This is a genomic window from Polaromonas hydrogenivorans, from assembly GCF_040105105.1.
Lineage (GTDB): Bacteria > Pseudomonadota > Gammaproteobacteria > Burkholderiales > Burkholderiaceae_C > Polaromonas > Polaromonas hydrogenivorans.
This window is the reverse complement of the sequence record NZ_CP157675.1, coordinates 1,257,559-1,280,666: the sequence shown is the minus strand read 5'-3', so window position 1 is coordinate 1,280,666 and position 23,108 is coordinate 1,257,559. Positions and strand designations below refer to the sequence as shown.

Here is a 23,108-nt window from a genome sequence, read left to right as displayed (position 1 = left end):
GGCTTATCGCGGGTTGGTTTGCAGGCGCGGCTCATCCGCATGGGTGGCGCGGTCGATCTGCATGAAGGTCATGGGGCCGGGCTGGCCGTCAGCCTCAAGCCCCTGGGCGCGCTGGAAGGCTCGCACGCGCGCCCTCAGGGCTGCGTCCAGAACGGGCGGGGCGGTGGAATCGAGCGGCGCAGGCGCTCCGTCGAGCAGGGCCAGCTGGCTGGCGAGACGCTGGATCACCGGGCCGGTGCTGGCGCCCTGCAGGCCGGCGGTGTAGCCCGGCGGCGGGCGCCAGTAAGTCGCAAAATCGCCGCGCCACAGCCGGCCCAGCGAGACCAGCCTGACGGTGTGCCGGCTACCCGCCACCAGCAGCGTGGCGGTCTGCTCGCTCAGTCCGACGAGGACGGCATGCACCGGCTGGCCATTGCCCGCCCGCAGTGTCAGGATGCCGGGGCGGCCGAGCTGGCGCAGCAGCGGCATGGTCAGGCTGTCGGTGCGGTAGCACAGCAGTTGCTGCGCGCTGGCGGCCTGGCAGGGGTCGCCGTCCGTCGTCAAGACCAGTTTCCAGGTGGGCGCCAGTTCGCGCCAGGCCGAGTTGATGTCGCCCGGCAGTTGCGGCAGCAGGGCTTCGATCTCTTCGGCCGGACTCGGGGCGGGCGGCTCGACCCGGATGGGCGACGAAGCCTTCGCTTGAGGTGCTGCTGGCGAGGCCGGCAACGCTGACGCCGTAGGTTGAGCCGGCCGCTCTGCCTTTTGCGCAGGGTTCAAGACCAGGAAGCCCGCCAGCGCGGCCCCGGCCAGCAGCGCGAAGCCGCCCAGCGCGTAGGCTGCGGGCCGTGCGCCGGCGTTCGGCGCCGGCCCGGCATCAAGTCCGAACACCTCGGCCGCCGCCTTGTCCACCATCTTGCGGTCAACGCGGTGCAGGCCATTGGCCCATGCCCCGAGCAGCGCGCGCCCGCACAGCAGGTTGATGCGGCGCGGCACCCCGCGCGCGAGGCGGTGGATGCGCTTGAGCGAGGCGCGGTCAAATGGCAGCGGGCCGGCGAGCCCGGCCACGTCCAGGCGGTGCCGGATGTACTGCGCGCTCTCGGCCTCGGTCAGCGCGTCGAGGTGAAAGCGCGCGATCACGCGCTGGGCCAGCTGCTCCAGCTCGGGGCGGGCCAGCATCGCGCGCAACTCGGGCTGGCCGATCAGCACGATCTGCAGCAGCTTGCGCTCGCTGGTTTCCAGGTTGGTCAAGAGGCGCAGCTGCTCCAGCACATCGGCGCTGAGGTTCTGCGCCTCGTCGATGATCAGCACGCTGCTTTGCCCGGCAGCGTGGCCCTGCAGCAAAAAGGCATTCAGCGCGTCGATGTAGTTCTTGACCGTTGGCGGGCTGGAGGCGGCAGCCGCCACCGAAATGTGGAACTCCTCGCAGATCGACTGCAGCAGTTCGGTGACGGTCAGCTTGGGGTTGAAGATATAGGCGACATGGCAGCCGGCGGGAATCTGCTCCATGAAGCAGCGGCAGATGGTGGTCTTGCCGGTGCCGATGTCGCCCGTGAGCAGCACGAAGCCCCCGCCCGTGCCGCTGGCCGCGCCGTGCGGGCCGGCCACGCCGTAGAGCAGGTGCGCCAGCGCCTCCCGGTGGCGCTCGCTCATGAACAGGTAGCGCGGGTCGGGCGCGATGGAAAACGGATCTTGCGTCAGGCCGAAATGGTGCGAGTACATGGGGTGCAAGCATAGCGGGCGCGGGCGTGAATCAATGCGGTATGTCGCTTTTGGGTTCCCGGAGGTAGCATCGCATCATGACCACAGAACCCAATCCCGAGTTTGACGAACAGCGCATTAACGAGAAAAGAGCGGCCTGGTGCCAGGCCTACGTGCACGTTTGGTCCGATCTGTCCGGGGGCGTTTACGACAAGGAAGCGGTGGAGAAAGCGGCCTATGAGCATTGGCAAAGAAGCCCGCAAAGCGATCCGGTGCAAATCGCCGCCATTGAATTCACCAAGTAGGCGGCCATCAAGGCAGCGCTGAACTGGATGCCGATTCAGGCTGATCAGCCACCTTCGCCCGCCTGCAAATTTCCCTCGCCCACCCGATAATCCGCCCATGCGACTTCTACACACCATGCTGCGCGTTGGCAATCTCCAGCGCTCCATCGACTTCTACACCCAGGTACTCGGCATGAAACTGCTGCGCACCTCCGAAAACCCGGAATACAAGTACACCCTGGCCTTCGTCGGCTATGAAAACAACCCGGCCCAGGCCGAGATCGAGCTGACCTACAACTGGGGCACCGAGAGTTACGACATGGGAAATGCCTACGGCCACATCGCGCTGGGCGTGCCCGACGTGAAAGCCGCGTGCGACAAGATCAAGGCCGCTGGCGGCAATGTCACGCGCGAAGCCGGCCCCGTCAAGGGCGGCAGCACGGTGATTGCGTTTGTGACCGACCCGGACGGCTACAAGATCGAGTTGATCCAGCGCGCCGAATACGCCAGCGGCGGGGGGTTGCGCTAACCGGCTTGCGGCGCGGATTCGCTATATTTTTAATAGTTTCTTGCGCCCGTGCTGCCTGCGCAAAAGGCTGATTTCATTAAAAAAATCGTCACGACTGCGTCTTAAAGAGCGTCATCCCCGCGAAGGCGGGGAACCAGCAACGAGGGCTGAACGCTCACCCAAGCCTGGATTCCCGCCTGCGCGGGAATGACGGATGACTCAAGCGCAGAGTAGTTACAAAAAAATCAGGCTGATCCGCCACAATTCCCGGCTTAAATGTCCTTGCGCACCAGCAGGCAAGCCTGCTGCGCCAGCGCCGTCACCTGCGCCCAGTCGCCGCGCGCCACCGCCTCGGCCGGCGTCAGCCACGAGCCGCCGACACAGACCACATTGGGCAGCGCCAGGAACTCCGCCGCATTCGCCATCGACACGCCGCCGGTCGGGCAAAACTTCACATCGCCAAACGGGCCGCTCCAGGCCTTGAGCATGGCCGTGCCGCCGGCTTGCAGGGCCGGGAAAAACTTCAGTTCACTCAAGCCGTCTTCCTGCGCCATCATGATTTCGCTGCCGGTCGCCACGCCGGGCAACAGGGCCAGGCCGGCATCCCGGCAGGCCTGGCCGACGGCATGGGTGTAGCCCGGACTGACGACAAAACGCGCGCCGGCCATGGCGCAGGCCTGGGCGTCAGCGGCGCTGCGCACCGTTCCCGCACCGACCACGGCGTCGGGCACATCGCGCGCAATCGCTTCGATGCAGGCCAGCGCCTGCGGCGTGCGCAAGGTGACTTCGAGCATGCGGATGCCGCCCGCCACCAGGGCGCGGGCCAGCAAAACGGCTTGCTTGACATCGTTCAGCACGATGACCGGAATCACGGGCGCGTCCCGCATGACCTGCAAGGCGCTCAATTTTCCGCTGACATTCATATTTACATCCATGACAAAGCTCCTTCTTCTGCGGTCAGCGCATGGCGGCGCATCCCGGTAAACAATCCCCGGCCCATGCCAACGCCGTTCTGCCGGCGCAATTCGTCCGGCATGATGCTGGCTGGCCGCGCCGCCCATTCGGCCTCATCGACCAATACGCGCAACTCGCCCGTGAGCGCATCGACGCGGACCACGTCGCCATCGACCACCTTGGCCAGCGGCCCGCCGGCAGCCGCTTCGGGCGAGACATGAATCGCGGCCGGCACCTTGCCCGAAGCGCCGCTCATGCGGCCATCGGTCACCAGCGCCACCATGAAGCCCTTGCCCTGCAGCACCGCCAGCGGCGGCGTGAGCTTGTGCAGCTCGGGCATGCCGTTGGCCTGCGGACCCTGCCAGCGCACCACGCAGACCACATCGCGCTCCAGCTCGCCCGCGCTGAAGGCCCGCTGCAGGTCTTCCTGCGAGTCAAACACCCGGGCCGGCGCTTCGATCACATGCCGGTCATGGGGCACGGCCGAGACCTTGATCACGCTGCGGCCCAGGTTGCCCGTCAGCAGCTTGAGACCGCCGGTGGCGCTGAACGGCCGGTTGGCCGGACGCACGATGGACTCGTCCTTTGAATCGCCGACCGCATGCCAGGTCAGCGCTGCGCCGTCCAGCGCGGGCACGCCGGCGTATTCGCGGATGCCGCCTGCGCGCACCGTCAGCACGTCCTCGTGCATGAAACCGGCGTCCAGCAGTTCGCGGATCACCAGCCCCGGACCGCCAGCGGCCTGGAACTGGTTCACGTCGGCGCTGCCGTTCGGGTACACATGCGTCAAGAGCGGCACGACATCGGACAGCGCCGAAAAGTCGTTCCAGTCAATCACGATGCCGGCCGACTGCGCCACCGCCACCCAGTGGATCAGGTGGTTGGTCGAGCCGCCCGTGGCCAGCAGCGCCACCATGGCGTTGACAATCGCGCGTTCATCGACGACATGGCCGATGGGCGCAAAGCGTTTTGACTTGGTGATGCCAAGGACGGTGCGGGCAGCCTCGCGCGTCAGTTCGTCGCGCAGCATGTCGCCCGGCTGGATAAAGGCGGTGCCTGGCACATGCAGGCCCATGGCTTCCATCAGCATCTGGTTGCTGTTGGCCGTGCCGTAAAAAGTGCAGGTGCCGGGGCTGTGGTAGGACTTGAGTTCGCCTTCGAGCAGCGCATCGCGTCCGACCAGGCCCTGCGCGGCCTGTTCGCGAATCCGGGCTTTTTCCTTGTTCGGCAGGCCCGAGGGCATGGGGCCGGCCGGAACGAACACCATCGGCAGGTGCCCGAACTGCAGCGCGCCAATCAAGAGGCCGGGAACGATCTTGTCGCACACGCCGAGCAGCAGCGCGGCATCGAACATGTCGTGCGACAGCGCGACTGCCGTGCCCATGGCAATCACGTCGCGGCTGAACAGGCTCAGTTCCATGCCGCTGGTGCCCTGCGTCACGCCGTCGCACATGGCCGGCACGCCGCCCGCCACCTGGGCCGTGGCGCCGTGCTTGCGGGCCTCGTCCTTGATCAGCGCCGGGTAGCTAAGGAGCGGCGTGTGCGCCGACAGCATGTCGTTGTAGGAGGTGACGATGCCGATGTTGGGCCGGCGCTCGGTCACGACCTTGAAACGGTCGTCCAGCGGCATGCCGGCCACGGCATGCGCGATGTTGGCGCAGCCCATGCGGTCCATGCTGGGCTTGCGGCTGCTGTCGGCCTGCAGCTGCGCCAGATAGGCATTGCGCGTGGGCCGGCTGCGCAGGGCTATGCGCGCGGTGATGTCTGAAACTGCTGAATGAAGCGCCATGGTGCAACCTTTAAATCGAGCCATCCCAAAGATGGGTATGTAACTTTATTACGGCGTCTATGGTAACCAAAATGAAAGCACTTTTCCACCTGAATGGTTACTTTGCGGTTACCAAACAAGACAGCCAGGTGGCGCAAAAAAATCCGCAGTGCGCGAAGCAGTGCGGATTTTTGTTACCGGGTCCAGCCCTGAAGGCCGCCAGGGCGCTTGTTATTGAAGGCTGATTTCGACGCGGCGCGCTTCGGCGTTGGGGCCGCTGCCGGTGATTTGCTCGGGCTTTTTGAGTTCGATCTGGCCTTCGGCCACACCTGCTGCGGTCAGGGCGTCACGCACGGCCAGCGCGCGCTGCTTGGCCAGCTCGGCGTTTTGCGCCGCATTGCCGGTCGCGTCGTGGAAACCCGAAATCACCAGCTTGCGGCCCGCCTGCGCGCCCTTGACCACGTCGGTCAGGGCTTCGCTGGCGCCGGCGGCCAGGTCGGCCTTGCCGGAAGCAAAGTAGAACTGGACAACGCCCTGCTCGACCTTGACGCTGGCCGCATCCGAAGCCGCCTGCGCATCGCTGGACGCTGCGGGCAAGCTTGCCGCGCCCGGCGTGCCAGCGGCCACGGTAGCCGGAGCGCTTGCGGCCTTGACCGAAGCGCCGCGATGCTTCACGCCAAACACCAGCACCGAGGCCACGACGATGGCGATCAAACCAAAAACCAGAAACAGGGCCACGCGTTGCTGGCTGTCATCATCCTGAGAAAACATCACTAAACTCCCTTTTAAAAAACTTGGCGCTATTGTAAATTGTGGCTGTGTCCACTCTAGCAAACACATCCCTCGAAACGGCTTACAAGCGCCGCGATCCGGCGGCCATGCTCAAGGCCGCCATTCACGAATGGGGCGGCGAGTCCGACCTGTGGATTTTTGGCTATGCGTCGCTGATCTGGCGGCCCGAGTTCGAATCCGCCGAAGACCGTTTTGCCACCCTGCATGGCTACCACCGCGCCCTGAAGATGTGGAGCCGCGTCAACCGCGGCACGCCCGAGCTGCCGGGCCTGGTGTTTGGCCTGCTGCCGGGCGGCAGCTGCAAAGGGGTGGCGTATCGCCTGCCACAGGAGCGCGTGGCCGCCAGCCTGCCGGCCCTGTGGGAGCGGGAAATGCCCAACGCCGTCTATGACCCGAAGTGGCTGCGCTGCCGCACCGCGCAGGGCGATGTCCGGGCGCTGGCCTTCACCCTGTCCAGGCGCAGCCCCAACCACACCGGCGTGCTCAGCGAAGACCACTACCGGCAGATATTTTCCAGCGCCTGCGGCCGCTACGGCACGACGCGCGACTATGCGCAGCTGACGTATGACAAGCTGCGCACGCTGGGCATTGACGACCAGGCGCTCGGCAAGCTGCTGCAGCGGGTCAGCTGACCCCTATACTTTGAGCATGTCCAGCCCCACCTCCATCGCCGACCTTCGCAAAAGCTACGAGCGCGCCGAACTCAATGAAGACGCTTCGCACGCCGACCCGCTGAATCAATTCGACCAGTGGCTCAATGAAGCCATTTCCGCGCAGGTGCCCGAACCCAATGCCATGACGCTGGCCACCGTGGCCAATAACCTGCGCCCGTCCACCCGCGTGGTGCTGATCAAGGGCTTCGATGCGCAGGGCATCGTCTGGTACACCAACTACGCCAGCCGCAAGGGGCTGGAGCTGGCCGGCAATCCGTATGCCGCGCTGCAGTTCCACTGGGTCGAGCTGGAGCGCGTGGTGCGCATCGAAGGCGTGGTGGAAAAGGTGTCGGATGAAGAAAGCGATGCCTACTTCAACAGCCGCCCGCTGGATTCGCGCATCGGCGCCTGGGCCAGTCCGCAAAGCGAGGTGATTTCCGGCCGTGGCGTGCTGCTGGCCAATGCCGCAAAATTCGGCGCCAAGTTCATGCTGCAACCGCCGCGCCCGCAGCACTGGGGCGGCTACCGCCTCAAGCCCGACAACTGGCAGTTCTGGCAAGGCCGCAAGAGCCGCCTGCATGACCGCCTGCGCTACACCTTGCAGGGCGATGCCGGCTGGCTGCGCGAGCGCCTGGCGCCTTAAACCCCCGAATCACCCAGCCGCTCGATGGCCTGGTGCCGCACGGCATCAAGCGCTTCGGTATTGACTGCATCGGGCGCAATCTCGGCCAGCGGCACCAGCACGAAGGCCCGCTGCATCATGCGCGGATGCGGCACGGTCAGCCGGGCTGATTCCATGCGCGCGCTGCCATACAGCAGCAGGTCCAGGTCGAGGGTGCGCGGCGCATTGCGGTAAGGCCTTTCGCGCCCGGCCTGCAATTCCAGCGCCTGCAAGGCATCGAGCAGCGCGGGCGCCGTCAGGCCGGTTTGCAGCGCTACGACCGCATTTAAATAATCATCGCCCGGCGCGGACGACTCGCTGGCTGAATCGGTATCGAGCGGCGCGGTTTTGTAAAGGCTTGACGCCCGGCTGACGCGAGTCAGCGGCAACTGGCCCAGCGCCTCGACCGCCCGTTTGAGCGCTGCTGCGGCATCGCCCAGGTTGGCGCCCAGCGCGACATAAGCGGTCACCGTATCGCGCATGAAACCGTCGCCTGCTCAGGAGTCGGAGGCCGAAGGGTTCTGCTGCGCAGGCTGCGATGCTTCGCCGGCACCTTCGGCAGTCCCGGCGCTGGCACTGCCGACAGGCTTGCGGCGGCGACGGCGCTTCTTGGCCGGGGCGGCCTCGCCGTCCGCCGCAGGGAAAGCTTGCGCATCGGATGCGGCCGGGCTGGCGTTGTCAGGCGTGGCGGCTTCTGCATCGACCCGCTTGACCCTGACGCGCGGCGCGTGCGGCTTTTTCAACTGCGACTCGCGAATCGCTTCGATCATGTCGTGGCGCTCGTCGTCGTAGGCGGTGCTGAACTTTTCCCACCATTCACCCAGCGCCGGGTCAATCTCGCCAATCTGGCCGCGCAGGCGCAAGAAGTCAAAACCGGCGCGAAAGCGCGGCTGGTCCAGCAGCGAATACGGCGCGTTGCCGACGCGCTTTTCAAAACGCGGCTGCATGCTCCAGATTTCGCGCATGTCGATGCCCAGCTTGCCGCGTCCCGAGACATCGCCGATCCTGGCGTTGAAAGCCTCGTCAATCGCATCCTGCAGCGCCAGCATGGCCGGCTCGTTGCGCTTGAGGCGCCGGTCCCAGCCCTGACGCACATCGGACCAGAGCACGCACGACAGCAAAAAGCTGGGCGCGACCGGCTTGCCTTCGCCGACCCGGCGGTCGGTGTCCTGCAAGGCCAGTTTCAGGAAGGGGTCGTCGGACATTTCGACCACCACATCGAGCAGCGGATATATGCCGGTGCCCATGCCCAGTTCCTTGAGCTGCGCGATGCTGGCCAGCGAATGGCCGGTCTGCAGCAATTTCAGCATTTCGTCGAACAGCCGAGACTGCGGCACATCGGCAAGCAGGCCGCACATTTCCTTCAGCGGCGCCGAGGTTTTTTCCTCGAATTTGAAGCCCAGCGCATTGAGCTTAGCGCCAAAACGCACGGCGCGAATGATGCGCACCGGGTCTTCGCGGTAGCGCAGCGCCGGGTTGCCGATCATGCGGACGATTTTTTTCTTCGCATCGCCAATGCCGTTGTGGTAATCGACGACGATTTCAGTTTCCGGGTCGTAGTACATGGCGTTGATGGTGAAGTCGCGCCGCGCGGCGTCTTCTTCCATCGGCCCCCAGACGTTGTCGCGCAGCACGCGGCCTGAGCTATGGACGGCGTGCTTCATGCCGGCGAGTTCGCTCTTGCTGGTGCGCTCGTTGCCGCCGACCTGCTCGGCCAGGGCGTTGTCCATGTGCGCGCGGAAGGTCGAAACCTCGATCACCTCGTGCTCGCGGCCCCGGCCGTAAATCACGTGGACGATGCGAAAGCGCCGGCCAATGATGAAGGCGCGCCGGAACAGGGACTTGACCTGTTCGGGCGTCGCGTCGGTGGCCACGTCGAAATCCTTGGGCCGCAGGCCGACCAGCAAATCGCGCACCGCGCCGCCGACGATGTAGGCCTGAAAACCCGCTTGCTTGAGGACATGCACCACATCCATGGCGCGCTCATCGACCAGCTTCGGGTTGATCCCGTGGTCCTTGACCTCGATGTCGTGGCGTTTGCCGAAGGGAGATTTTTTGACCCGCTTCGATGCGGCGTCGGCGCTGTCGGATTTGCCGAACAGCTTGTCTATGAATTTTTTGATCATGAAATTTAATGTTTTGAGGGGGTTGCCGCTGCGTGGCAGCAAGCGTTGTCCCTGCCTGGTTCAGGTGGGTATGGGCCGCCGTTGACCGGCGGCAAGCGCAATCCCTGACGCTTAAAACAGGTCAAGTATGCGCCATCCACGCTCAAGGGCCAGGGCGCGCAGGCGCGGGTCCGGGTTGGTGGCGACGGGGTCGGTGACCTTTTCCAGCAGCGCCAGGTCGTTCATCGAATCGGTGTAAAACGTGCTGTGCACATCGCCCCAGCCCAGGCTGCGGGCGGCCAGCCATTGTTCCATGCGCGTGACCTTGCCTTCTCTAGCCGACGGCGTGCCCCTGATCTCGCCGGTCAGATGGCCTTGCGCGTCACGCTCCAGCTCGACGGCAATCAGCTCCGACACGCCGAAGGCATCGGCAATCGGACGCGTCACGAACTCGTTGGTCGCCGTCACGATGACCAGCTCGTCGCCGGCCGCCCGGTGCTGCCCGACTAGTTCCAGCGCCTGGATTTTGATGGCTTTTTGCACGATCTCGCTCATGAAGCGGGCATGGGCAGCTATTGAATTGATAGTACCCTGCTCGCGGATGGCCTGCGTGGCAAAACGCACATAGTCGTGAATGTCGAGCGTTCCGGCCCGGTATTGCTCAAAGAACTCGGCATTGCGGCGCTTGAATTCGGTCGCGTCGCACCAGCCCAGCGCAATCGTGAATTCGCCCCATTCATAGTCGGAGTCAATCGGGATCAGGGTGTGGTCCAGATCGAACAGCGCCAATTTCCGACGTGCCCCCACGCTTTTCACTTCGTGTAATGCGCTGCCCCCCGAGGGGGCTGTGCTTGCTTGGGGCGGCCCGGCGCGGCGCACGTCGTATTCTTTGCCTTCTTTGTCAGCATTCACCTGCACGTTCATTCAGTCTCCAGCATGGTTTTGATCAGCGGGATGGTGATGGCCCGCTTGGTTTGCAGCGCGTAGCTGTCGAGTTTGTCGAGCAGTTGCATCAGGCTGCCCAGGTCGCGCGAAAAGTGGGTCAGCATGAAGTCAGTCACTTCGTCACTGAGGGAAAAGCCGCGCGCGTCGGCTTCGCGCTTGATCACGGCGCGCCGCTCGTCATCGCTCAGGGCCTGCAAGGCAAACACATGTCCCCAGCCCAGGCGGGTCCGCAGGTCTTCGCGCAGCGGCAGGTCGGCGGGCGGCACGTTGCCGGCGGCCACCACCCAGCGCGGATGGCCGTCGTCGGTGCTCAGGGCGTTGACGAACCAGTTGAAGGCGCTGCGCTGCTGCGCCGGGGTGTAGAGATGGCAGTCGTCCATGATGACGGCGGACCAGGATTCGTTGAACTCGGGCGGCTCCAGCATGGACGCGTCCATCCAGCCGCTGGAGGCGCCCTGGTGGCGCAAGGCTTCGCCGACCGCCTTGAGCAGATGGGTCTTGCCGCTGGCTTCGTCGCCCCAGAGGTAGGTCGGCACCGGCGAATCCAGCGGACTTTGCGCCCACAGCGCCAGCTGCCTGACCGTCTCGTCATTCGGGCCGGCAAAGAAATTGGCAAACGAGGGGTCGGACGCCAGTCCGATGTCCAGCGCGAGTTGTTTCATGGAGGTCTTTACAGTGCTCATCCCTGGTTCAACTTGCGCATCATGCGACTGGCCCGCAGACAGCGTTGCGCGACCCGCGCCGGGATCAGGCGCCAGGTCACTGGGGGTTGTCGGGTAGAAGCAAGTTGCATGAAGCCCTGGATTGAAGCCGGCTTGAAGAGGCCGGCAGAAGCTACGGGTGTAGCCTTTAGAATCTCAGGCTTGATTCTATCGGGCTTGGCCGGCCTGTTTCAGCCCGCCGCTCCCGCCCACTCAAGTGCCTACCTGGCGCTTTCCTCTGCACTAAAAGCCCTGACACCATGACCACTACCCCCCTTTCCTACAAAGACGCCGGCGTTGACATCGACGCGGGCGACGCCCTGGTTGAACGCATCAAGCCGCTGGCCAAAAAGACCATGCGCGAAGGCGTTCTGGCCGGCATCGGCGGCTTCGGCGCGCTGTTCGAGGTGCCCAAGCGCTACAAGGAACCGGTGCTGGTCAGCGGCACCGACGGCGTGGGCACCAAGCTCAAGCTGGCCTTTGAATGGAACATGCATGACACCGTCGGCATCGACCTGGTCGCCATGAGCGTCAACGACGTGCTGGTGCAAGGCGCCGAGCCGCTGTTCTTCCTGGACTATTTCGCCTGCGGCAAGCTGGACGTGGATACTGCTGCGGCGGTGGTCGGCGGCATTGCCAAAGGCTGCGAGCTGAGCGGCTGCGCGCTGATCGGCGGCGAAACCGCTGAAATGCCCGGCATGTACCCGTCAGGCGAATACGACCTGGCCGGTTTTGCCGTCGGCGCGGTCGAGAAATCCAAAATCCTGACCGGCAAGGACGTGACACCGGGCGACGTGGTGCTGGGCCTGGCTTCAAGCGGCGTGCACTCCAACGGCTTCAGCCTGGTGCGCAAATGCATCGAGCGCGCCGGCGCCGACCTGCCCGCCACGCTGGACGGCCAGCCGTTCAAGCAGGCCCTGATGGCCCCGACCCGCCTCTACGTGAAAAACGTGCTGGCCGCGCTGGCCGCACACCCGATCAAGGCGCTGGCCCACATCACCGGCGGCGGCCTGCTCGAAAACATTCCCCGCGTGCTGCCCGAAGGCACGGCCGCGCACCTGACCAAAGGCAGCTGGCCGCAGACCGAGCTGTTCGCCTGGCTGCAGGCGACTGCCGCGATTTCGGATTTTGAGATGAACCGCACGTTCAACAATGGCATCGGCATGGTGGTGGTGATTGACGCGGCCAGCGCTGGCGCCTGCGCCGCCATGCTGCGGGAAGCGGGCGAGACGGTCTATGAGATTGGCGTGATTGCGGCGCGTGGTGAAGGTGCCAGCGTTACCGTGGGTTGAAAAATATCAGGCTGGCGCTCGTAACGGCAGTGCAAATTCATTCGCCAGAGCAGGGGAATGGAAATATTGCGATGCAAGACTTGGCCTTGTTTTTACAAAGTTTTTTAGTCCCGTGGAATGCAGTCGCTGCTTCTAAAATCAATCCTCCTCAAGTTGAGGTGGATTGATAAAAAGGGAAGCGCATGTTTATTACGTCTGCAGATTACAAAGTTCAGGTTGAAAAAATCATCCAGGAAAATCATTCAATTGATATAGCAGTGGCATTTTGGGGCAAAGGGGCAGAAAAGCTTTTCGCGAATAGCGATATCCCAATTCGCATTCTCTGCAACCTGACCAGCGGAGGAACCAATCCTGCACCAATCGAAAAACTTCGCAACAAAGAAATTTTCAAAAATATCGAAATTAAACACCTCGATGATCTGCATGCCAAGGTTCTTGTCGGTGACAAATCGGCCATCGTCGGTTCGGCGAATATCTCGACCAATGGCCTGAACATTGAAGAAGGTGAGTTTAATGGCTGGCAGGAAGCTGGGTTTGTCACCCATGATGTAGTCGAGTTGAAAAAAATGCGTCAGTGGTTTGAGCAGCAGTGGGCGCGTGGAGGCGGTGTTAATGAAAATTTGCTTGAACAGGCACGTATAAATTGGGCGAAACGCAGGGAGGGGAGAATTGGTCTGCCCGGCGAAGCGACATCAGTTCTGGAGATGAAACCGGAAGCCCTTAGCGATAAAAAAATATTTCTTGCCCTTTGGTCGAAAAGTGTATCTGACGAAGCAACAGCAGCAAACATTGAACGACACGACAACCGGATAGCCCAATTGGGCGCTGCAAGTACACCGCCCCCTTACTTTTTCGAGGGCTGGGATGAAGCTCCTGGCGAAATTCTGCTGGGCCAGTCCATCATCAGTGTTTATGTAGGGCTGAAAGGTCGTGTAAGGGTTGATGGCGCTTACAAAGTAGTTGACGATAAACATTCATCAACAATTGGTACAAAGCTTCATATCTGTGATACGTTGAATAAACTCGAAGAGCATCCTTTCGGAAAAAAACAAAAACTCGAGCTTGAAGCGCGTATTCGCAAATATGCCACCCAACTCAAAACGGGCGCTACATCGGTTTTAATTCCGCTTGAAGACTTTGTCGCTCGCTATTGCGCGTAACTGTCTGGCGCTATTTAGTCCGCCCTTATTCCTATACGATGAAACTTGAATTGCAAACGGAACTCTTGCACCGTTATCCAAGATTTTTCCGCAAGCCGGGCGAACGCTTTGTCGAGCTGGAATCAATTTCAAATAGTGAACAGCTTGTTCACGGTGGCATGCCATTTGACGAGTGGGGCGTCGAATGTGGCGATGGCTGGTTTTCCCTGATTGACCGCTTGAGTTGTGCGTGTGAAAACGAAATCGAAAGACTAGCTTCCCTTGGTGTGCCCAAAGAGCGCTGGCCACGGGTTGCGCAGATCAAGGAAAAATTCGGAAGCTTGCGTTTCTACAGCAGGGGTTCGTTACCCGATGATCTGCGGGAGCAGATTTTGAAGGCTTCGGAAGAGGAAAGCCGCCGCACATGCGAACAATGCGGCGCACCCAAAAAACTGCAGTCAAGCGAATCGTGGCGCACTTGTTGCGACGACTGCGCAAAAAAGTCATCAGATGAAAGAGTGACGGAAGACAAGCATCTTCGCGCTCAATTGCTGGCGATGCTTGCTTCAAGGACAGAATAATGCGCGAGCCGCTGACCGCAAGGAGAAAAAATGCTATGAAAACCAAAATGCTTAAATGAGAAGTTGACTTGCAAAACCCACCACCGTTGACCGACGAGCAACGGGCCAGACTGAGCATGCTGGCCAAGATGCCGGACAGCGATAGCGACATCGACATCGACTACAGCGATATTCCGCCGCTGAGCGATGATTTCTGGAAGAACGCCGTTCGCAATCCGTTAATGCTTCGAGCTATTCACGACAAGGCTTGAGCCGGAACAAAGCAGGTGCAAGCGTTCAAGCGTTCAAGCAAGCCAACTCGTTTTACGGCTATTTATGGCTATATTTACGGCTATGTTTGATACCCCGCGCCTGATGCGCGAACTTGTCCAGCAAGGCACGGGCCGTGGCACCTGGTACAGCCCCGCGACGCAAAACGCATAAGCCGCCCACGCTGGCGGCCGTTGGTGAAGATAACCAGGCCCATCACCCCATGACCCAACCCGCCAGCCCCGCACCCCGCCTCCCCGCCGCCATCTGGGCGCTGGGCTTTGTCAGCTTGCTGATGGACATTTCTTCCGAGATGATTCACAGCCTGCTCCCGGTGTTCATGGTCACGGTGCTGGGAACGAGCGTCTGGGCCGTCGGCCTGATCGAAGGCGCTGCCGAAGCCACGGCGCTGATCGTCAAGGTGTTTTCGGGCGTGCTCAGCGACTACTGGGGCAAGCGCAAGCCGCTGGCGGTGCTCGGCTACGGGCTGGGCGCGGCCTCCAAACCGCTGTTTGCGCTGGCCACCACGACCGGCATGGTGCTGGCCGCGCGGCTGATCGACCGCGTCGGCAAGGGCATTCGCGGCGCGCCGCGCGATGCGCTGGTGGCCGACCTGGCGCCGCCCGGCATGCGCGGCGCGGCGTTCGGCCTGCGCCAGTCGCTCGATACCGTGGGCGCGTTCATCGGCCCACTGCTGGCCATGGGCCTGATGCTGCTCTGGGCGAATGACTTCCGGGCGATTTTCTGGGTGGCGATGGTGCCCGGCTTCATGGCGGTGGCCTTGCTGCTGCTGGGCGTGCAGGAGCCTGCGCCGGCCGGGCCTCTATCCGCTTCCGCCGCCCCCGCCGTCCGGCCCAACCCGATCAGCCGGGACAACCTGCGGCGGCTGGGCAGCGCTTACTGGCGCGTGGTCTTCATCGGCGCCCTGTTCACGCTGGCGCGCTTCAGCGAGGCTTTTCTGGTGCTGCGGGCGTTGCAGGGCGGAATGCCGGTGGCCTACACGCCGCTGGTGCTGATCGGCATGAATGTCGTCTATGCACTGGGCGCCTACCCGTTCGGAAAACTGTCGGATTCCGTCAGCCACACCGCCCTGCTGGCCTGGGGCCTGGTGGTGCTGATTGCCGCCGATGCCGTGCTGGCCACCAGCAGCCACTGGACCTGGGTGGCCGCAGGAATTGCGCTGTGGGGGCTGCACATGGCGATGACGCAGGGCCTGCTCGCCACCATGGTCGCCAAGGTCGCTCCGCCCGACCTGCGCGGCACGGCCTTCGGTTTTTTCAATCTGATGAGCGGCCTGGCAATGCTGCTGGCCAGCACCGTGGCGGGCGTGCTGTGGGACCAGTTGGGCGCGCCCGCCACCTTTGTCACCGGCGCCGTGTTCAGCCTTGCGGCGCTGGCGCTGCTGTGGCACTGGCGCGGCGTGAATCGGTAGTGCTCTGCTAAAGATAGCAGCTTAGGCATGTCAGTATTGCGCAAAAAGCCTATTTCATTGATTTTTTTATGGGCTGGCAACCGATTGCCAGCCGATGCTCGGATGAATGTCCTGATTTGATCGAGACTTGTCCGTCCTGGGCCGGACCCCGCCTTGTGGCGCAGCAAGAATAAGGACTTCAACCCCCTGCTACAAAGGAGTTCTTATGATGAAAAGCTGTCTGATTGTGATTGATGCGCAGGAATCGTTCCGCCATCGCCCGTATTTCACCGAGCGCGATCTGCCGGCCTATCTGGCGGCGCAGAACGCGCTGATCGAAGGCTGCGCGGCGCGCGGTTTGCCGATAGTTCGCGTGCTGCATGCCGATGGCCCGAAAACCGCCGACAACCCGTTCGCGCTCGAATCCGGCCATGTCGTCCCGCTGGCGGGACTGGCGGATTTCGCTCCCGCCGCCAGCTTCATCAAGAGCCGGCACAGCGCGCTCGTCGGCACCGGGCTCGAGGTGTGGCTGACGCAACACGGCATCCAGCGGCTGATCATCAGCGGCATCCGCACCGAGCAATGCTGCGAAACCACCACGCGCCATGCGTCGGACCTGGGCTGGAGCGTGGACTACGTGCCCGACGCCACGCTGACCTGGGACATGGCGCACCTGGATGGCAGCATGCTGAAAGCCGCCGACATCAAGGCGCGCACGGCCGCCGTGCTGAAAGACCGCTTCGCCACCATTTGCAGCGTGCCAGAGGCGCTGGCGCGCGCGGCAGGAGCCACGGCATGAGCCTGCGCGTCTCCATCCTGGTGTTCGATGCCGTCGAGGCGCTGGACTTTGCCGGTCCGTACGAGGTGTTCACCACGGCCAGCCGGGTGCATGGGCGGAACCACCCCGGCGCGGCGCCGCTGTTCGACGTGACCTGCGTGGCCCGCGACCTTCTGCCCGTGCAGGCGCGTGCCGGACTGCGCATTCTCCCTAGGCACAGCTTTGCCGACAGCCCGCCGTGCGAGCTGCTGATCGTGCCCGGCGGCGTGGTCGATGGCGCCACGACCTGCCCACGCACGCTGGACTGGATTGCCCGCACGGCGCAGCAGGCGCAGATCACGGCCTCGGTCTGCACCGGCGCCTTCCTGCTCGCGGCCAGCGGCGTGCTGACGAGCGAAACCGTCACCACGCACTGGGAAGACGTGGCCGATCTGCGTGCGCGCTTTCCCGGCCTGACGGTGCGCGAAGGCCCGCGTTGGGTGGACGCCGGGCCGGTGCTCACCTCGGCTGGCATCAGCGCCGGCATGGACATGTGCCTGTACCTGGTCGCGCGCCTGGCCGGGCAGGTGCTGGCCGAACGCACGGCGCGCCAGATGGATTACGCCTGGCGCGCCACTGACCCCGCCTGAACCACAGCTCAAAACCAGCATGAAGCCACCGCAAACCACCTCGATCAGCCGCCCCATCCAAGTACTGTTTGCGCTGCTGCCCGACAGCCTGGTACTGGACTGGGCCGGGCCGGCGGAGGCCTTGCGCATTGCCAACCAGCTGCTGCGGGGCCAGGGCCAGCCGCCGCGCTTCGAACTGCATTTCGTCAGCCCCGACCGTGACTCGGTCAGCTCGGTCGGCTTGATGCTGAGCGGCCTGGCGCCCCTGCCGGACACGCTGCCCGAACCCTGCTGGGTCGTGCTGGTCGGCCTGCCGGGGCAAGAAATTTCGGTGACTTCAGAACCTGCCAGGGCGCTGATCCACTGGCTGCGTGGCCTGCGCCTGATGCCGCAGGCGCTGGAACTGGTCACCGTCTGCGCGGGCTCGGTGCTGGCGGCGCATGCCGGGCTGCTGGCCGGGCGGCGCGTCACGACGCATCACCATCACCTGCGGGAATTGCAGGCCGTGGAGCCCGCCTGCCAGGTCATCGCCAACCGGGTCTTTGTGGAAGATGCGCCGGTGTACAGCAGCGCAGGCGTGACCACCGGCATCGACCTGATGCTGCAGCGCATCGGCACGCTGTGCGGCCCGGCGCTGGCCGCGCAAGTCGCGCAAACCATGGTGGTGGCCCTGCGCCGGGGGCCGCACGACCCGGAACTCTCGCCCTTCCTGGCCTACCGCAACCACATGCATCCGGGTTTGCACCGGGTGCAGGACGCCGTCAGCCAGCAACCGGCCGGGGACTGGTCCGTGCCGGCCATGGCGGACATTGCCCATGCTTCCGCGCGCCACCTGACGCGCCTGTTCATCGGGCATGCCGGCATCGCGCCGCTGCAATACCTGCGCCGCATCCGCCTGGCGGTGGCGCAAACGGCGCTGCAGTCGGGCCGCAACGTGACGCAGGCGGCGGAAATGGCGGGATTCAGCTCGGACACGCAGTTGCGCCGGGCCTGGCATCAGTTTGACCTGGCGGGCACGCCTTCGGACCGGAATCAGCTATCAAATAAATAGCTGTAATCGCCCTGTGCACCTGCGAAAAAGCCGGATTTTCCTTGAAATCAATGGCTGGAGCGGCGCAACTGGGCCACGCGTTCGGCGATGGCGTCAATGTCGAGTGCATCGTCGGCATGCGACAGATAGGTTTCCAGGTCGGCGACTGCATAGGCCACGTCGCCCTGCGCGGCCCAGGCCAGGCCCCGGTCGCGGTATTCGGTCCAGGCATCGGGCTGCAGCACGATCAGGCGGTCCTGCACGGCAATCAGGCGCGGCCAGTCTTCCTGGGTCTTGTGGATTTCCTGCAGGTTGCGCAGCATGCGGCTGATGATCTCGCGCGACGGCGCGGACTGCAGGTACAGCCCCATCGGCACCTCGAACTCGTCGCTGATGCCGCTGCGCTGGCGGAAAGGCTCCAGCCGCTCGGCCAGTTCCTCGCGGCTCAATGACTGGCCGTTGAACGGGTCGATCACCACCTGGCCCTTGGGCAGGTTGACCTTGACCATGAAATGCCCCGGAAAAGCCACGCCGCGCGCGTTCAGGCCCAGGCCCACCGCCAACTCCAGCCACAGCACGGCCAGCGTGATCGGAATGCCGCGCCGCGTGCGCAGCACCGTGTTCAGGTAGCTGTTGTCGGGGTCGTAATAGTCGTTGATGTTGCCGCCAAAGCCCAGATCCCGGAAAAAGAACTGGTTCAGCGTGCGCAGGCGCTGCAGCTCGGGCGCGTCGCTGGGCAGGCGGCGCTTGAGGCGGGCCAGCAGCTGATCGACATCGCCCAAGACCTGCTCCACATCCAGGTCGGGATATTCATCCTGCGCCAGGCTGACGGCGGCTTCCAGCAAGGGAAACTGCGCGTCGCTTTGCACGAGGCTTGAAAAATATTGCAGCGGAGACGGGACGGCCAGATTTAATTGCATGGCGCTACTTTCTCACAATCTGGCACAACATGTGTATCGGCAAATGCACTCGCACTTGCGTTTCGTCAAGCGGGCACAAATCCGGCCTTCGGAATCAGCGCTTGAGCAACTGGCGCAGTTTCAGCCCGGACATCCATAGCACTGCAAAATAAATAGCACCTGAAGCACACAGGACAAGCGCAAGCAGCCCAATTCGCTCAAAATACTGGTGCTTCAGGCCAATCCAGTTCACGGCAGCGGCCGCCCAGAGCAGAAACACCGCCAGCAGCGCGCTGGCGGAAAAAACCCGCAGCCCGAACAAAACCCAGCCCGGCGCCGGCGTGTAGCTGCCGCGCCGAATCAGGCCAATCAGCAGCGCCAGCGCATTGATCAGCGCGCCGATGCCGATGGCCAGCGCCAGCCCGGCATGCTGGAAATACGGCACCAGCGCCAAATTGAGCAACTGGGTGATCACCAGCACGACCACGGCGATCTTCACCGGCGTTTTGATGTTCTGGCTGGCATAAAAACCCGGTGCCAGCACCTTGATGGCGACCAGCCCGAGCAGCCCGGCGCCGTAGCCCATCAGCGCGTGGGTGGTCTGCTGCACATCCCTGTCGGTGAAGGCGCCGTAGTGGTAGAGCGTGGCGACCAGCGGCTCGGAAAACGTCAGCAGCGCCACGGCGCAGGGCACGGCCAGCAGCACGACGATGCGCAGGCCCCAGTCGAGCATGGCCGAATACCTGGCGGCATCGCCCGCGCCTTTGGCGGCCGCCAGCTGCGGCGTCAGCACCACACCGATGGCCACGCCCAGCATGGCGGTCGGGAATTCCATCAGGCGGTCGGCGTAGGTGAGCCAACTGACGCTGCCGGGCGCCAGGTGCGAAGCGATCTGGGTGTTGATGAGCAGCGAGATCTGCGCGACGCTCACGCCCAGCAGGGCCGGCGCCATCAGCCGGGCGATGTTCTTCGTGGCCGGGTCGGCCCATGCGTCCCGCACCGCCGACCATGTGAAGCGGATGTTCGGCAGCAGGCCGAGTTTTAGCAGCGCCGGCACCTGCACGCCGAGCTGCAGCACCCCGCCCAGCATCACGCCGACGCCCAGCGCATACACCGGCTCGATGCCCAGCGACTTGAACCACGGCGCGCCCAGCCATGCGGCACCGATCATCGACACATTGAGCAGCACTGGCGTGGCCGCCGGCACGGCAAAATGCCGCCAGGTATTGAGCACGCCCGAGGACAGCGCCACCAGCGACATGAAGGCGATGTACGGAAACATCCAGCGCGTCATGAACACCGCCGCCGCATAGCCGCGCGGCTCCTGCTGCAGGCCGCTGGCCATCGCCCAGACCAGCAGCGGCGCCGCCGCCACGCCGACGGCGCAGGTCAGCAGCAGTATCCAGGTCAGCAGCGTGGCGACCCGGTCGATCAGCCGCTTGGTGTCGGCTTCGCCATACTGCGCCTTGTTGGCCGCCAGCACCGGCACAAAGGCCTGGCTGAAGGCTCCCTCGGCAAACAGGCGGCGAAACAGGTTGGGAATTCGGAAGGCCACATTGAAGGCGTCCGTCATGGCGCTGGCGCCAAACGACGAGGCAATCAGCAACTCCCGCACGAGGCCGGAGACGCGGGAAAGCAATGTGAACAGGGAAACGGTGGAGGCGGATTTGAAAAGTGACACGGCAGGAGTTTATTCGCTGGCGCCGGGCGTCCCGGCAAAGCTGAAATGACCGGCAGCTTGTGCGCCATCGCACGGTATTGAGAATTGTCAATGGACAGGCAGGTCGTTCATATAAATCACCGTCCGCTGAAGATAACAATCCTGAATCGATGATGATCGAAATAAGCGCATTCACTCATCTCCCCTTACCCGTGGGCTTTGGCAAAACGGTAGTTTTTCAGTAGATTTCATTCCCAGTCAGCGGCACGACAACCATGTTTAACTTTTTTTCAAACAATCCATTCACAGCGCCTGTACAACCCGCTTTTTCACGCCATCGCGTCGGACAGGCCTGCGCCGTGTTTCTTGCCCTGGCTGCGGCGGCGCCCATCAGCCATGCGCAGGAAAACACGAACAAGGCATTGTCGGAAGTCGTCATCAGCGCCAGCCGCGCCGAGCAGCGGCGCTTTGATGCGCCGGGCGCCATCGACGCGGTGCAGGTCGATCCGTTTCGCACCGCCTCGCCGCTGGTCAACCTGTCGGAGCTGATGGGCGCCGTGCCTGGTTTGCAGATTCGCGACCGGCAGAATTTCGCGCAGGACTTGCAGCTGTCGGTGCGCGGCTTTGGCACGCGCTCGACCTTTGGCGTTCGCGGCGTGCGCATTCTGATCGACGGCATTCCAGCCACCATGCCCGACGGCCAGGGCCAGGCGGCCACCGCCAGCCTGGTTTCGGCCAAGCGCATCGAGTTGCTGCGCGGCCCGCTGGCCCAGCTCTACGGCAATGCGGCCGGCGGCGTGCTGCAGGTCTTCACCAAAGACCCGCCGGTCACGCCCAATAAACCCGACTACAGCCTGTCGGCCGGCGCCGGCTCCGACGGCCAGCGCCACGTTGCCGCCGGAATCGCGGGCGGCAGCGAGACATTGGGTGGGCTGCTCGATGTGTCGCGCTACTCGACCGATGGCTATCGAGACCACAGCGCGGCCCGGCGCGAGCAACTCAACGCCAAGGTGGTCGCCAGGCCGTCGGCCGACACCACGCTGACCGGCATCGTTAACCTGTTCAACCAGCCCCTGGCCGAAGACCCGCTCGGGCTGACGCATGCGCAGTTCAACCAGAACCCGCGCCAGGTGATTGCCAACGCCCTCGCCTTCGACACCCGCAAGACCATCGAGCAGCAGCAGGCCGGCCTGGTGATCGAGCACAAGCTGTCGGCCAGCGACACGCTCAATGCGCGCGTCTATGGCGGCACGCGCAAGGTGGACCAGAAACTGGCTTTTCAGGCCAACGGCGTGGTCAACCTGGACCGCACTTATGGCGGCGTCGGCGCCAGCTGGACGCATGCCATGCAGGTCAACCAGTTGCCGGTGCGCTGGACCGTGGGGGTCGAGGCCGACCAGCTGCGCGAAACCCGCAAGGGCTTTGACAACCTGAACGGCAGCAACGGAGCCCTGCGCCGCAACGAGGACGACACGGCGCGCAACACCGATGTGTTCGGCCAGCTCGACTGGACCTTCACACCCGACTGGCAGGCGATTGCCGGCGTCCGCGCCAGCCGCGTGCGTTTCAGCGTCGATGACCGCTTCAACCCGGCGGCCAGCAGCACCAGCGGCAGCGTGGAATATCGCAATACCAGCCCGGTCGTCGGCCTGGTCTGGCATGCCGCCGACACGCTCAATGTGTATGCCAACCTGGGCACCGGATTTGAAACGCCGACGCTGGCCGAAACCGCCTACCGCCCCGGCGGCGCGCCCGGACCCAACTTTGCGCTGAAGCCGTCCAAAAGCACGCAGGGCGAAATCGGCGTCAAGCTGCGCAGCGGCCTTCACAGTTTTGACGCCGCGCTGTTCGAAGCCCGGAGCAAGGATGAAATCGTCTCCTCGCAGTCGAGTGGCGGCCGCGCCATTTTCCAGAACGCCGACCGCACCACCCGGCGCGGCATGGAAGCCTCCTGGTCGGCAAACTGGGCGGGCAGCCTGGACACGCACCTGGCCTACACCCTGCTCGATGCGCGCTTCAAGTCGCCCTACGCTGGCGCGCAGGGTTTGGTTCCGGTCGGCAACCGCCTGCCGGGCGCGCCCCGGCACAGCCTGTTCGCCGACGTGCAGGCCAGCATCACCGACTCCGTCAAGGCCGGGCTGGAAATGCGCCTGGAGAGCAAGACCTATGTGAACGACCTCAACAGCGACGCGGCGCCGGGTTACGCGGTGTTCAATGCGCGCCTGAGCCGGGAATTCCGCTTCAACGGCGCAAAAATGCTGCTCTATGGACGCATTGACAACCTGTTCGACAAAACCTATGCCGGGTCGCTGATCGTCAACGACACCAACGCCCGCTTTTTTGAAGCCGCACCGGGGCGCCGCCTGTTCGTGGGCGTTCGCAGCATGTTTTAAGCGGGCGGGGTCCGGGCCGT

24 protein-coding genes are annotated in these 23,108 nt (G+C 63.7%); 14 read left to right on the top strand and 10 right to left on the bottom strand.

From position 1 onward, the window contains the following. Positions 1-3: 3 nt before the first annotated feature. On the bottom strand, positions 4-1,698 hold the full coding sequence (locus ABLV49_RS05995; protein ID WP_349280731.1) for an AAA family ATPase: 1,695 nt from the start codon (positions 1,696-1,698) through the stop codon (positions 4-6). A gap of 77 nt (positions 1,699-1,775) precedes the next feature. Here ABLV49_RS05995 and ABLV49_RS05990 point away from each other — a divergent pair, with 77 nt between their 5' ends. Together ABLV49_RS05990 and gloA are read left to right on the top strand one after the other, a co-directional pair. After that, positions 1,776-1,982, top strand: a complete 207-nt coding sequence (locus ABLV49_RS05990; RefSeq protein ID WP_349280730.1) for a hypothetical protein — start codon at positions 1,776-1,778, stop codon at positions 1,980-1,982. A 97-nt stretch (positions 1,983-2,079) separates the two neighbouring features. Then, complete coding sequence (gene gloA / locus ABLV49_RS05985; RefSeq protein ID WP_011802357.1) at positions 2,080-2,490, top strand: lactoylglutathione lyase; 411 nt, start codon at positions 2,080-2,082, stop codon at positions 2,488-2,490. Positions 2,491-2,741: 251 nt separating this feature from the next. Here gloA and eda read toward each other — a convergent pair whose 3' ends face one another. Further along, positions 2,742-3,404, bottom strand: a complete 663-nt coding sequence (eda, locus tag ABLV49_RS05980; protein WP_349280729.1) for a bifunctional 4-hydroxy-2-oxoglutarate aldolase/2-dehydro-3-deoxy-phosphogluconate aldolase — start codon at positions 3,402-3,404, stop codon at positions 2,742-2,744. Continuing rightward, the gene (gene edd / locus ABLV49_RS05975) at positions 3,395-5,212 is read right to left on the bottom strand and encodes a phosphogluconate dehydratase (RefSeq protein ID WP_349280728.1); all 1,818 of its coding nucleotides are present in this window, start codon (positions 5,210-5,212) and stop codon (positions 3,395-3,397) included. The genes eda and edd overlap by 10 nt, the downstream gene beginning before the upstream one ends. 71 nt (positions 5,213-5,283) lie before the next feature. On the opposite strand from edd, the gene ABLV49_RS05970 reads away from it, so the two are divergent. Then, positions 5,284-5,436 carry a hypothetical protein gene (locus ABLV49_RS05970; protein ID WP_349280727.1) on the top strand — a complete coding sequence of 51 codons (153 nt, stop codon included), beginning with the start codon at positions 5,284-5,286 and terminating at the stop codon, positions 5,434-5,436. Here the strand turns inward: ABLV49_RS05970 and ABLV49_RS05965 are convergent. Continuing rightward, on the bottom strand, positions 5,423-5,962 hold the full coding sequence (locus tag ABLV49_RS05965) for an OmpA family protein (protein WP_349280726.1): 540 nt from the start codon (positions 5,960-5,962) through the stop codon (positions 5,423-5,425). The genes ABLV49_RS05970 and ABLV49_RS05965 overlap by 14 nt on opposite strands. Before the next feature lie 107 nt (positions 5,963-6,069). Between ABLV49_RS05965 and ABLV49_RS05960 the strand changes: the two genes are divergently transcribed. Together ABLV49_RS05960 and pdxH are read left to right on the top strand one after the other, a co-directional pair. After that, positions 6,070-6,615 carry a gamma-glutamylcyclotransferase gene (locus tag ABLV49_RS05960; RefSeq protein ID WP_349281624.1) on the top strand — a complete coding sequence of 182 codons (546 nt, stop codon included), beginning with the start codon at positions 6,070-6,072 and terminating at the stop codon, positions 6,613-6,615. A 16-nt stretch (positions 6,616-6,631) separates the two neighbouring features. Next, positions 6,632-7,279, top strand: coding sequence for a pyridoxamine 5'-phosphate oxidase (gene pdxH / locus ABLV49_RS05955; protein ID WP_349280725.1), 648 nt, complete (start codon positions 6,632-6,634; stop codon positions 7,277-7,279). Here the strand turns inward: pdxH and folK are convergent. The 4 genes from folK to hda form a co-directional block, all read right to left on the bottom strand. Next, positions 7,276-7,779 (bottom strand): 2-amino-4-hydroxy-6-hydroxymethyldihydropteridine diphosphokinase, encoded by a 504-nt coding sequence (folK, locus tag ABLV49_RS05950; protein ID WP_349280724.1) that lies wholly within the window; start codon positions 7,777-7,779, stop codon positions 7,276-7,278. The two genes, pdxH and folK, sit on opposite strands and share 4 nt — an antisense overlap. A 15-nt stretch (positions 7,780-7,794) precedes the next feature. After that, positions 7,795-9,423, bottom strand: coding sequence for a polynucleotide adenylyltransferase PcnB (gene pcnB / locus ABLV49_RS05945; protein ID WP_349280723.1), 1,629 nt, complete (start codon positions 9,421-9,423; stop codon positions 7,795-7,797). A 111-nt stretch (positions 9,424-9,534) separates the two neighbouring features. Next, on the bottom strand, positions 9,535-10,209 hold the full coding sequence (locus ABLV49_RS05940; RefSeq protein ID WP_349281622.1) for an HAD family hydrolase: 675 nt from the start codon (positions 10,207-10,209) through the stop codon (positions 9,535-9,537). A 113-nt stretch (positions 10,210-10,322) separates the two neighbouring features. Then, positions 10,323-11,009: a DnaA regulatory inactivator Hda gene (gene hda, locus ABLV49_RS05935; RefSeq protein WP_349280722.1), complete on the bottom strand. Its 687-nt coding sequence runs from the start codon at positions 11,007-11,009 to the stop codon at positions 10,323-10,325. A 299-nt stretch (positions 11,010-11,308) separates the two neighbouring features. On the opposite strand from hda, the gene purM reads away from it, so the two are divergent. The 8 genes from purM to ABLV49_RS05895 all read left to right on the top strand — a co-directional run bounded on the left by purM (position 11,309) and on the right by ABLV49_RS05895 (position 18,157). After that, complete coding sequence (gene purM, locus ABLV49_RS05930) at positions 11,309-12,340, top strand: phosphoribosylformylglycinamidine cyclo-ligase (RefSeq protein WP_349280721.1); 1,032 nt, start codon at positions 11,309-11,311, stop codon at positions 12,338-12,340. A 182-nt stretch (positions 12,341-12,522) separates the two neighbouring features. Then, entirely contained in the window at positions 12,523-13,500 is a 978-nt protein-coding gene (locus ABLV49_RS05925; RefSeq protein ID WP_349280720.1) for a phospholipase D family protein, read from the top strand. Positions 13,501-13,538: 38 nt separating this feature from the next. Continuing rightward, positions 13,539-14,060 (top strand): hypothetical protein, encoded by a 522-nt coding sequence (locus ABLV49_RS05920; protein WP_349280719.1) that lies wholly within the window; start codon positions 13,539-13,541, stop codon positions 14,058-14,060. A gap of 68 nt (positions 14,061-14,128) precedes the next feature. Next, positions 14,129-14,311, top strand: a complete 183-nt coding sequence (locus tag ABLV49_RS05915; protein ID WP_349280718.1) for a hypothetical protein — start codon at positions 14,129-14,131, stop codon at positions 14,309-14,311. Positions 14,312-14,532: 221 nt separating this feature from the next. Next, the gene (locus ABLV49_RS05910) at positions 14,533-15,741 is read left to right on the top strand and encodes an MFS transporter (RefSeq protein WP_349280717.1); all 1,209 of its coding nucleotides are present in this window, start codon (positions 14,533-14,535) and stop codon (positions 15,739-15,741) included. Between the two features lie 208 nt (positions 15,742-15,949). Further along, a complete protein-coding gene (locus tag ABLV49_RS05905) occupies positions 15,950-16,519 on the top strand; it encodes a cysteine hydrolase family protein (protein WP_349281620.1) in 570 nt (189 codons plus the stop codon). After that, positions 16,516-17,127 (top strand): DJ-1/PfpI family protein, encoded by a 612-nt coding sequence (locus tag ABLV49_RS05900; RefSeq protein ID WP_349280716.1) that lies wholly within the window; start codon positions 16,516-16,518, stop codon positions 17,125-17,127. The genes ABLV49_RS05905 and ABLV49_RS05900 overlap by 4 nt, the downstream gene beginning before the upstream one ends. Before the next feature lie 19 nt (positions 17,128-17,146). Beyond that, positions 17,147-18,157: a GlxA family transcriptional regulator gene (locus tag ABLV49_RS05895; protein ID WP_349280715.1), complete on the top strand. Its 1,011-nt coding sequence runs from the start codon at positions 17,147-17,149 to the stop codon at positions 18,155-18,157. Positions 18,158-18,204: 47 nt separating this feature from the next. Here the strand turns inward: ABLV49_RS05895 and ABLV49_RS05890 are convergent, their stop codons facing one another. Together ABLV49_RS05890 and murJ are read right to left on the bottom strand one after the other, a co-directional pair. After that, complete coding sequence (locus ABLV49_RS05890) at positions 18,205-19,056, bottom strand: SirB1 family protein (protein ID WP_349280714.1); 852 nt, start codon at positions 19,054-19,056, stop codon at positions 18,205-18,207. A 94-nt stretch (positions 19,057-19,150) separates the two neighbouring features. Next, complete coding sequence (murJ, locus tag ABLV49_RS05885; protein WP_349280713.1) at positions 19,151-20,716, bottom strand: murein biosynthesis integral membrane protein MurJ; 1,566 nt, start codon at positions 20,714-20,716, stop codon at positions 19,151-19,153. Between the two features lie 338 nt (positions 20,717-21,054). Here murJ and ABLV49_RS05880 point away from each other — a divergent pair, with 338 nt between their 5' ends. Beyond that, the gene (locus ABLV49_RS05880) at positions 21,055-23,088 is read left to right on the top strand and encodes a TonB-dependent receptor family protein (RefSeq protein WP_349280712.1); all 2,034 of its coding nucleotides are present in this window, start codon (positions 21,055-21,057) and stop codon (positions 23,086-23,088) included. The last annotated feature ends 20 nt before the right edge of the window (positions 23,089-23,108 follow it).

Excerpts from the sequence above, each read along its gene's own strand:
- ABLV49_RS05995 (WP_349280731.1), bottom strand. The coding sequence starts at position 1,698 with ATGTACTCGCACCATTTCGGCCTGACGCAAGATCCGTTTTCCATCGCG.
- ABLV49_RS05990 (WP_349280730.1), top strand. The coding sequence starts at position 1,776 with ATGACCACAGAACCCAATCCCGAGTTTGACGAACAGCGCATTAACGAG.
- gloA (WP_011802357.1), top strand. The coding sequence starts at position 2,080 with ATGCGACTTCTACACACCATGCTGCGCGTTGGCAATCTCCAGCGCTCC.
- eda (WP_349280729.1), bottom strand. The coding sequence starts at position 3,404 with ATGGATGTAAATATGAATGTCAGCGGAAAATTGAGCGCCTTGCAGGTC.
- edd (WP_349280728.1), bottom strand. The coding sequence starts at position 5,212 with ATGGCGCTTCATTCAGCAGTTTCAGACATCACCGCGCGCATAGCCCTG.
- ABLV49_RS05970 (WP_349280727.1), top strand. The coding sequence starts at position 5,284 with ATGAAAGCACTTTTCCACCTGAATGGTTACTTTGCGGTTACCAAACAA.
- ABLV49_RS05965 (WP_349280726.1), bottom strand. The coding sequence starts at position 5,962 with ATGTTTTCTCAGGATGATGACAGCCAGCAACGCGTGGCCCTGTTTCTG.
- ABLV49_RS05960 (WP_349281624.1), top strand. The coding sequence starts at position 6,070 with ATGCTCAAGGCCGCCATTCACGAATGGGGCGGCGAGTCCGACCTGTGG.
- pdxH (WP_349280725.1), top strand. The coding sequence starts at position 6,632 with ATGTCCAGCCCCACCTCCATCGCCGACCTTCGCAAAAGCTACGAGCGC.
- folK (WP_349280724.1), bottom strand. The coding sequence starts at position 7,779 with ATGCGCGATACGGTGACCGCTTATGTCGCGCTGGGCGCCAACCTGGGC.
- pcnB (WP_349280723.1), bottom strand. The coding sequence starts at position 9,423 with ATGATCAAAAAATTCATAGACAAGCTGTTCGGCAAATCCGACAGCGCC.
- hda (WP_349280722.1), bottom strand. The coding sequence starts at position 11,009 with ATGAAACAACTCGCGCTGGACATCGGACTGGCGTCCGACCCCTCGTTT.
- purM (WP_349280721.1), top strand. The coding sequence starts at position 11,309 with ATGACCACTACCCCCCTTTCCTACAAAGACGCCGGCGTTGACATCGAC.
- ABLV49_RS05925 (WP_349280720.1), top strand. The coding sequence starts at position 12,523 with ATGTTTATTACGTCTGCAGATTACAAAGTTCAGGTTGAAAAAATCATC.
- ABLV49_RS05920 (WP_349280719.1), top strand. The coding sequence starts at position 13,539 with ATGAAACTTGAATTGCAAACGGAACTCTTGCACCGTTATCCAAGATTT.
- ABLV49_RS05910 (WP_349280717.1), top strand. The coding sequence starts at position 14,533 with ATGACCCAACCCGCCAGCCCCGCACCCCGCCTCCCCGCCGCCATCTGG.
- ABLV49_RS05905 (WP_349281620.1), top strand. The coding sequence starts at position 15,950 with ATGAAAAGCTGTCTGATTGTGATTGATGCGCAGGAATCGTTCCGCCAT.
- ABLV49_RS05900 (WP_349280716.1), top strand. The coding sequence starts at position 16,516 with ATGAGCCTGCGCGTCTCCATCCTGGTGTTCGATGCCGTCGAGGCGCTG.
- ABLV49_RS05895 (WP_349280715.1), top strand. The coding sequence starts at position 17,147 with ATGAAGCCACCGCAAACCACCTCGATCAGCCGCCCCATCCAAGTACTG.
- ABLV49_RS05890 (WP_349280714.1), bottom strand. The coding sequence starts at position 19,056 with ATGCAATTAAATCTGGCCGTCCCGTCTCCGCTGCAATATTTTTCAAGC.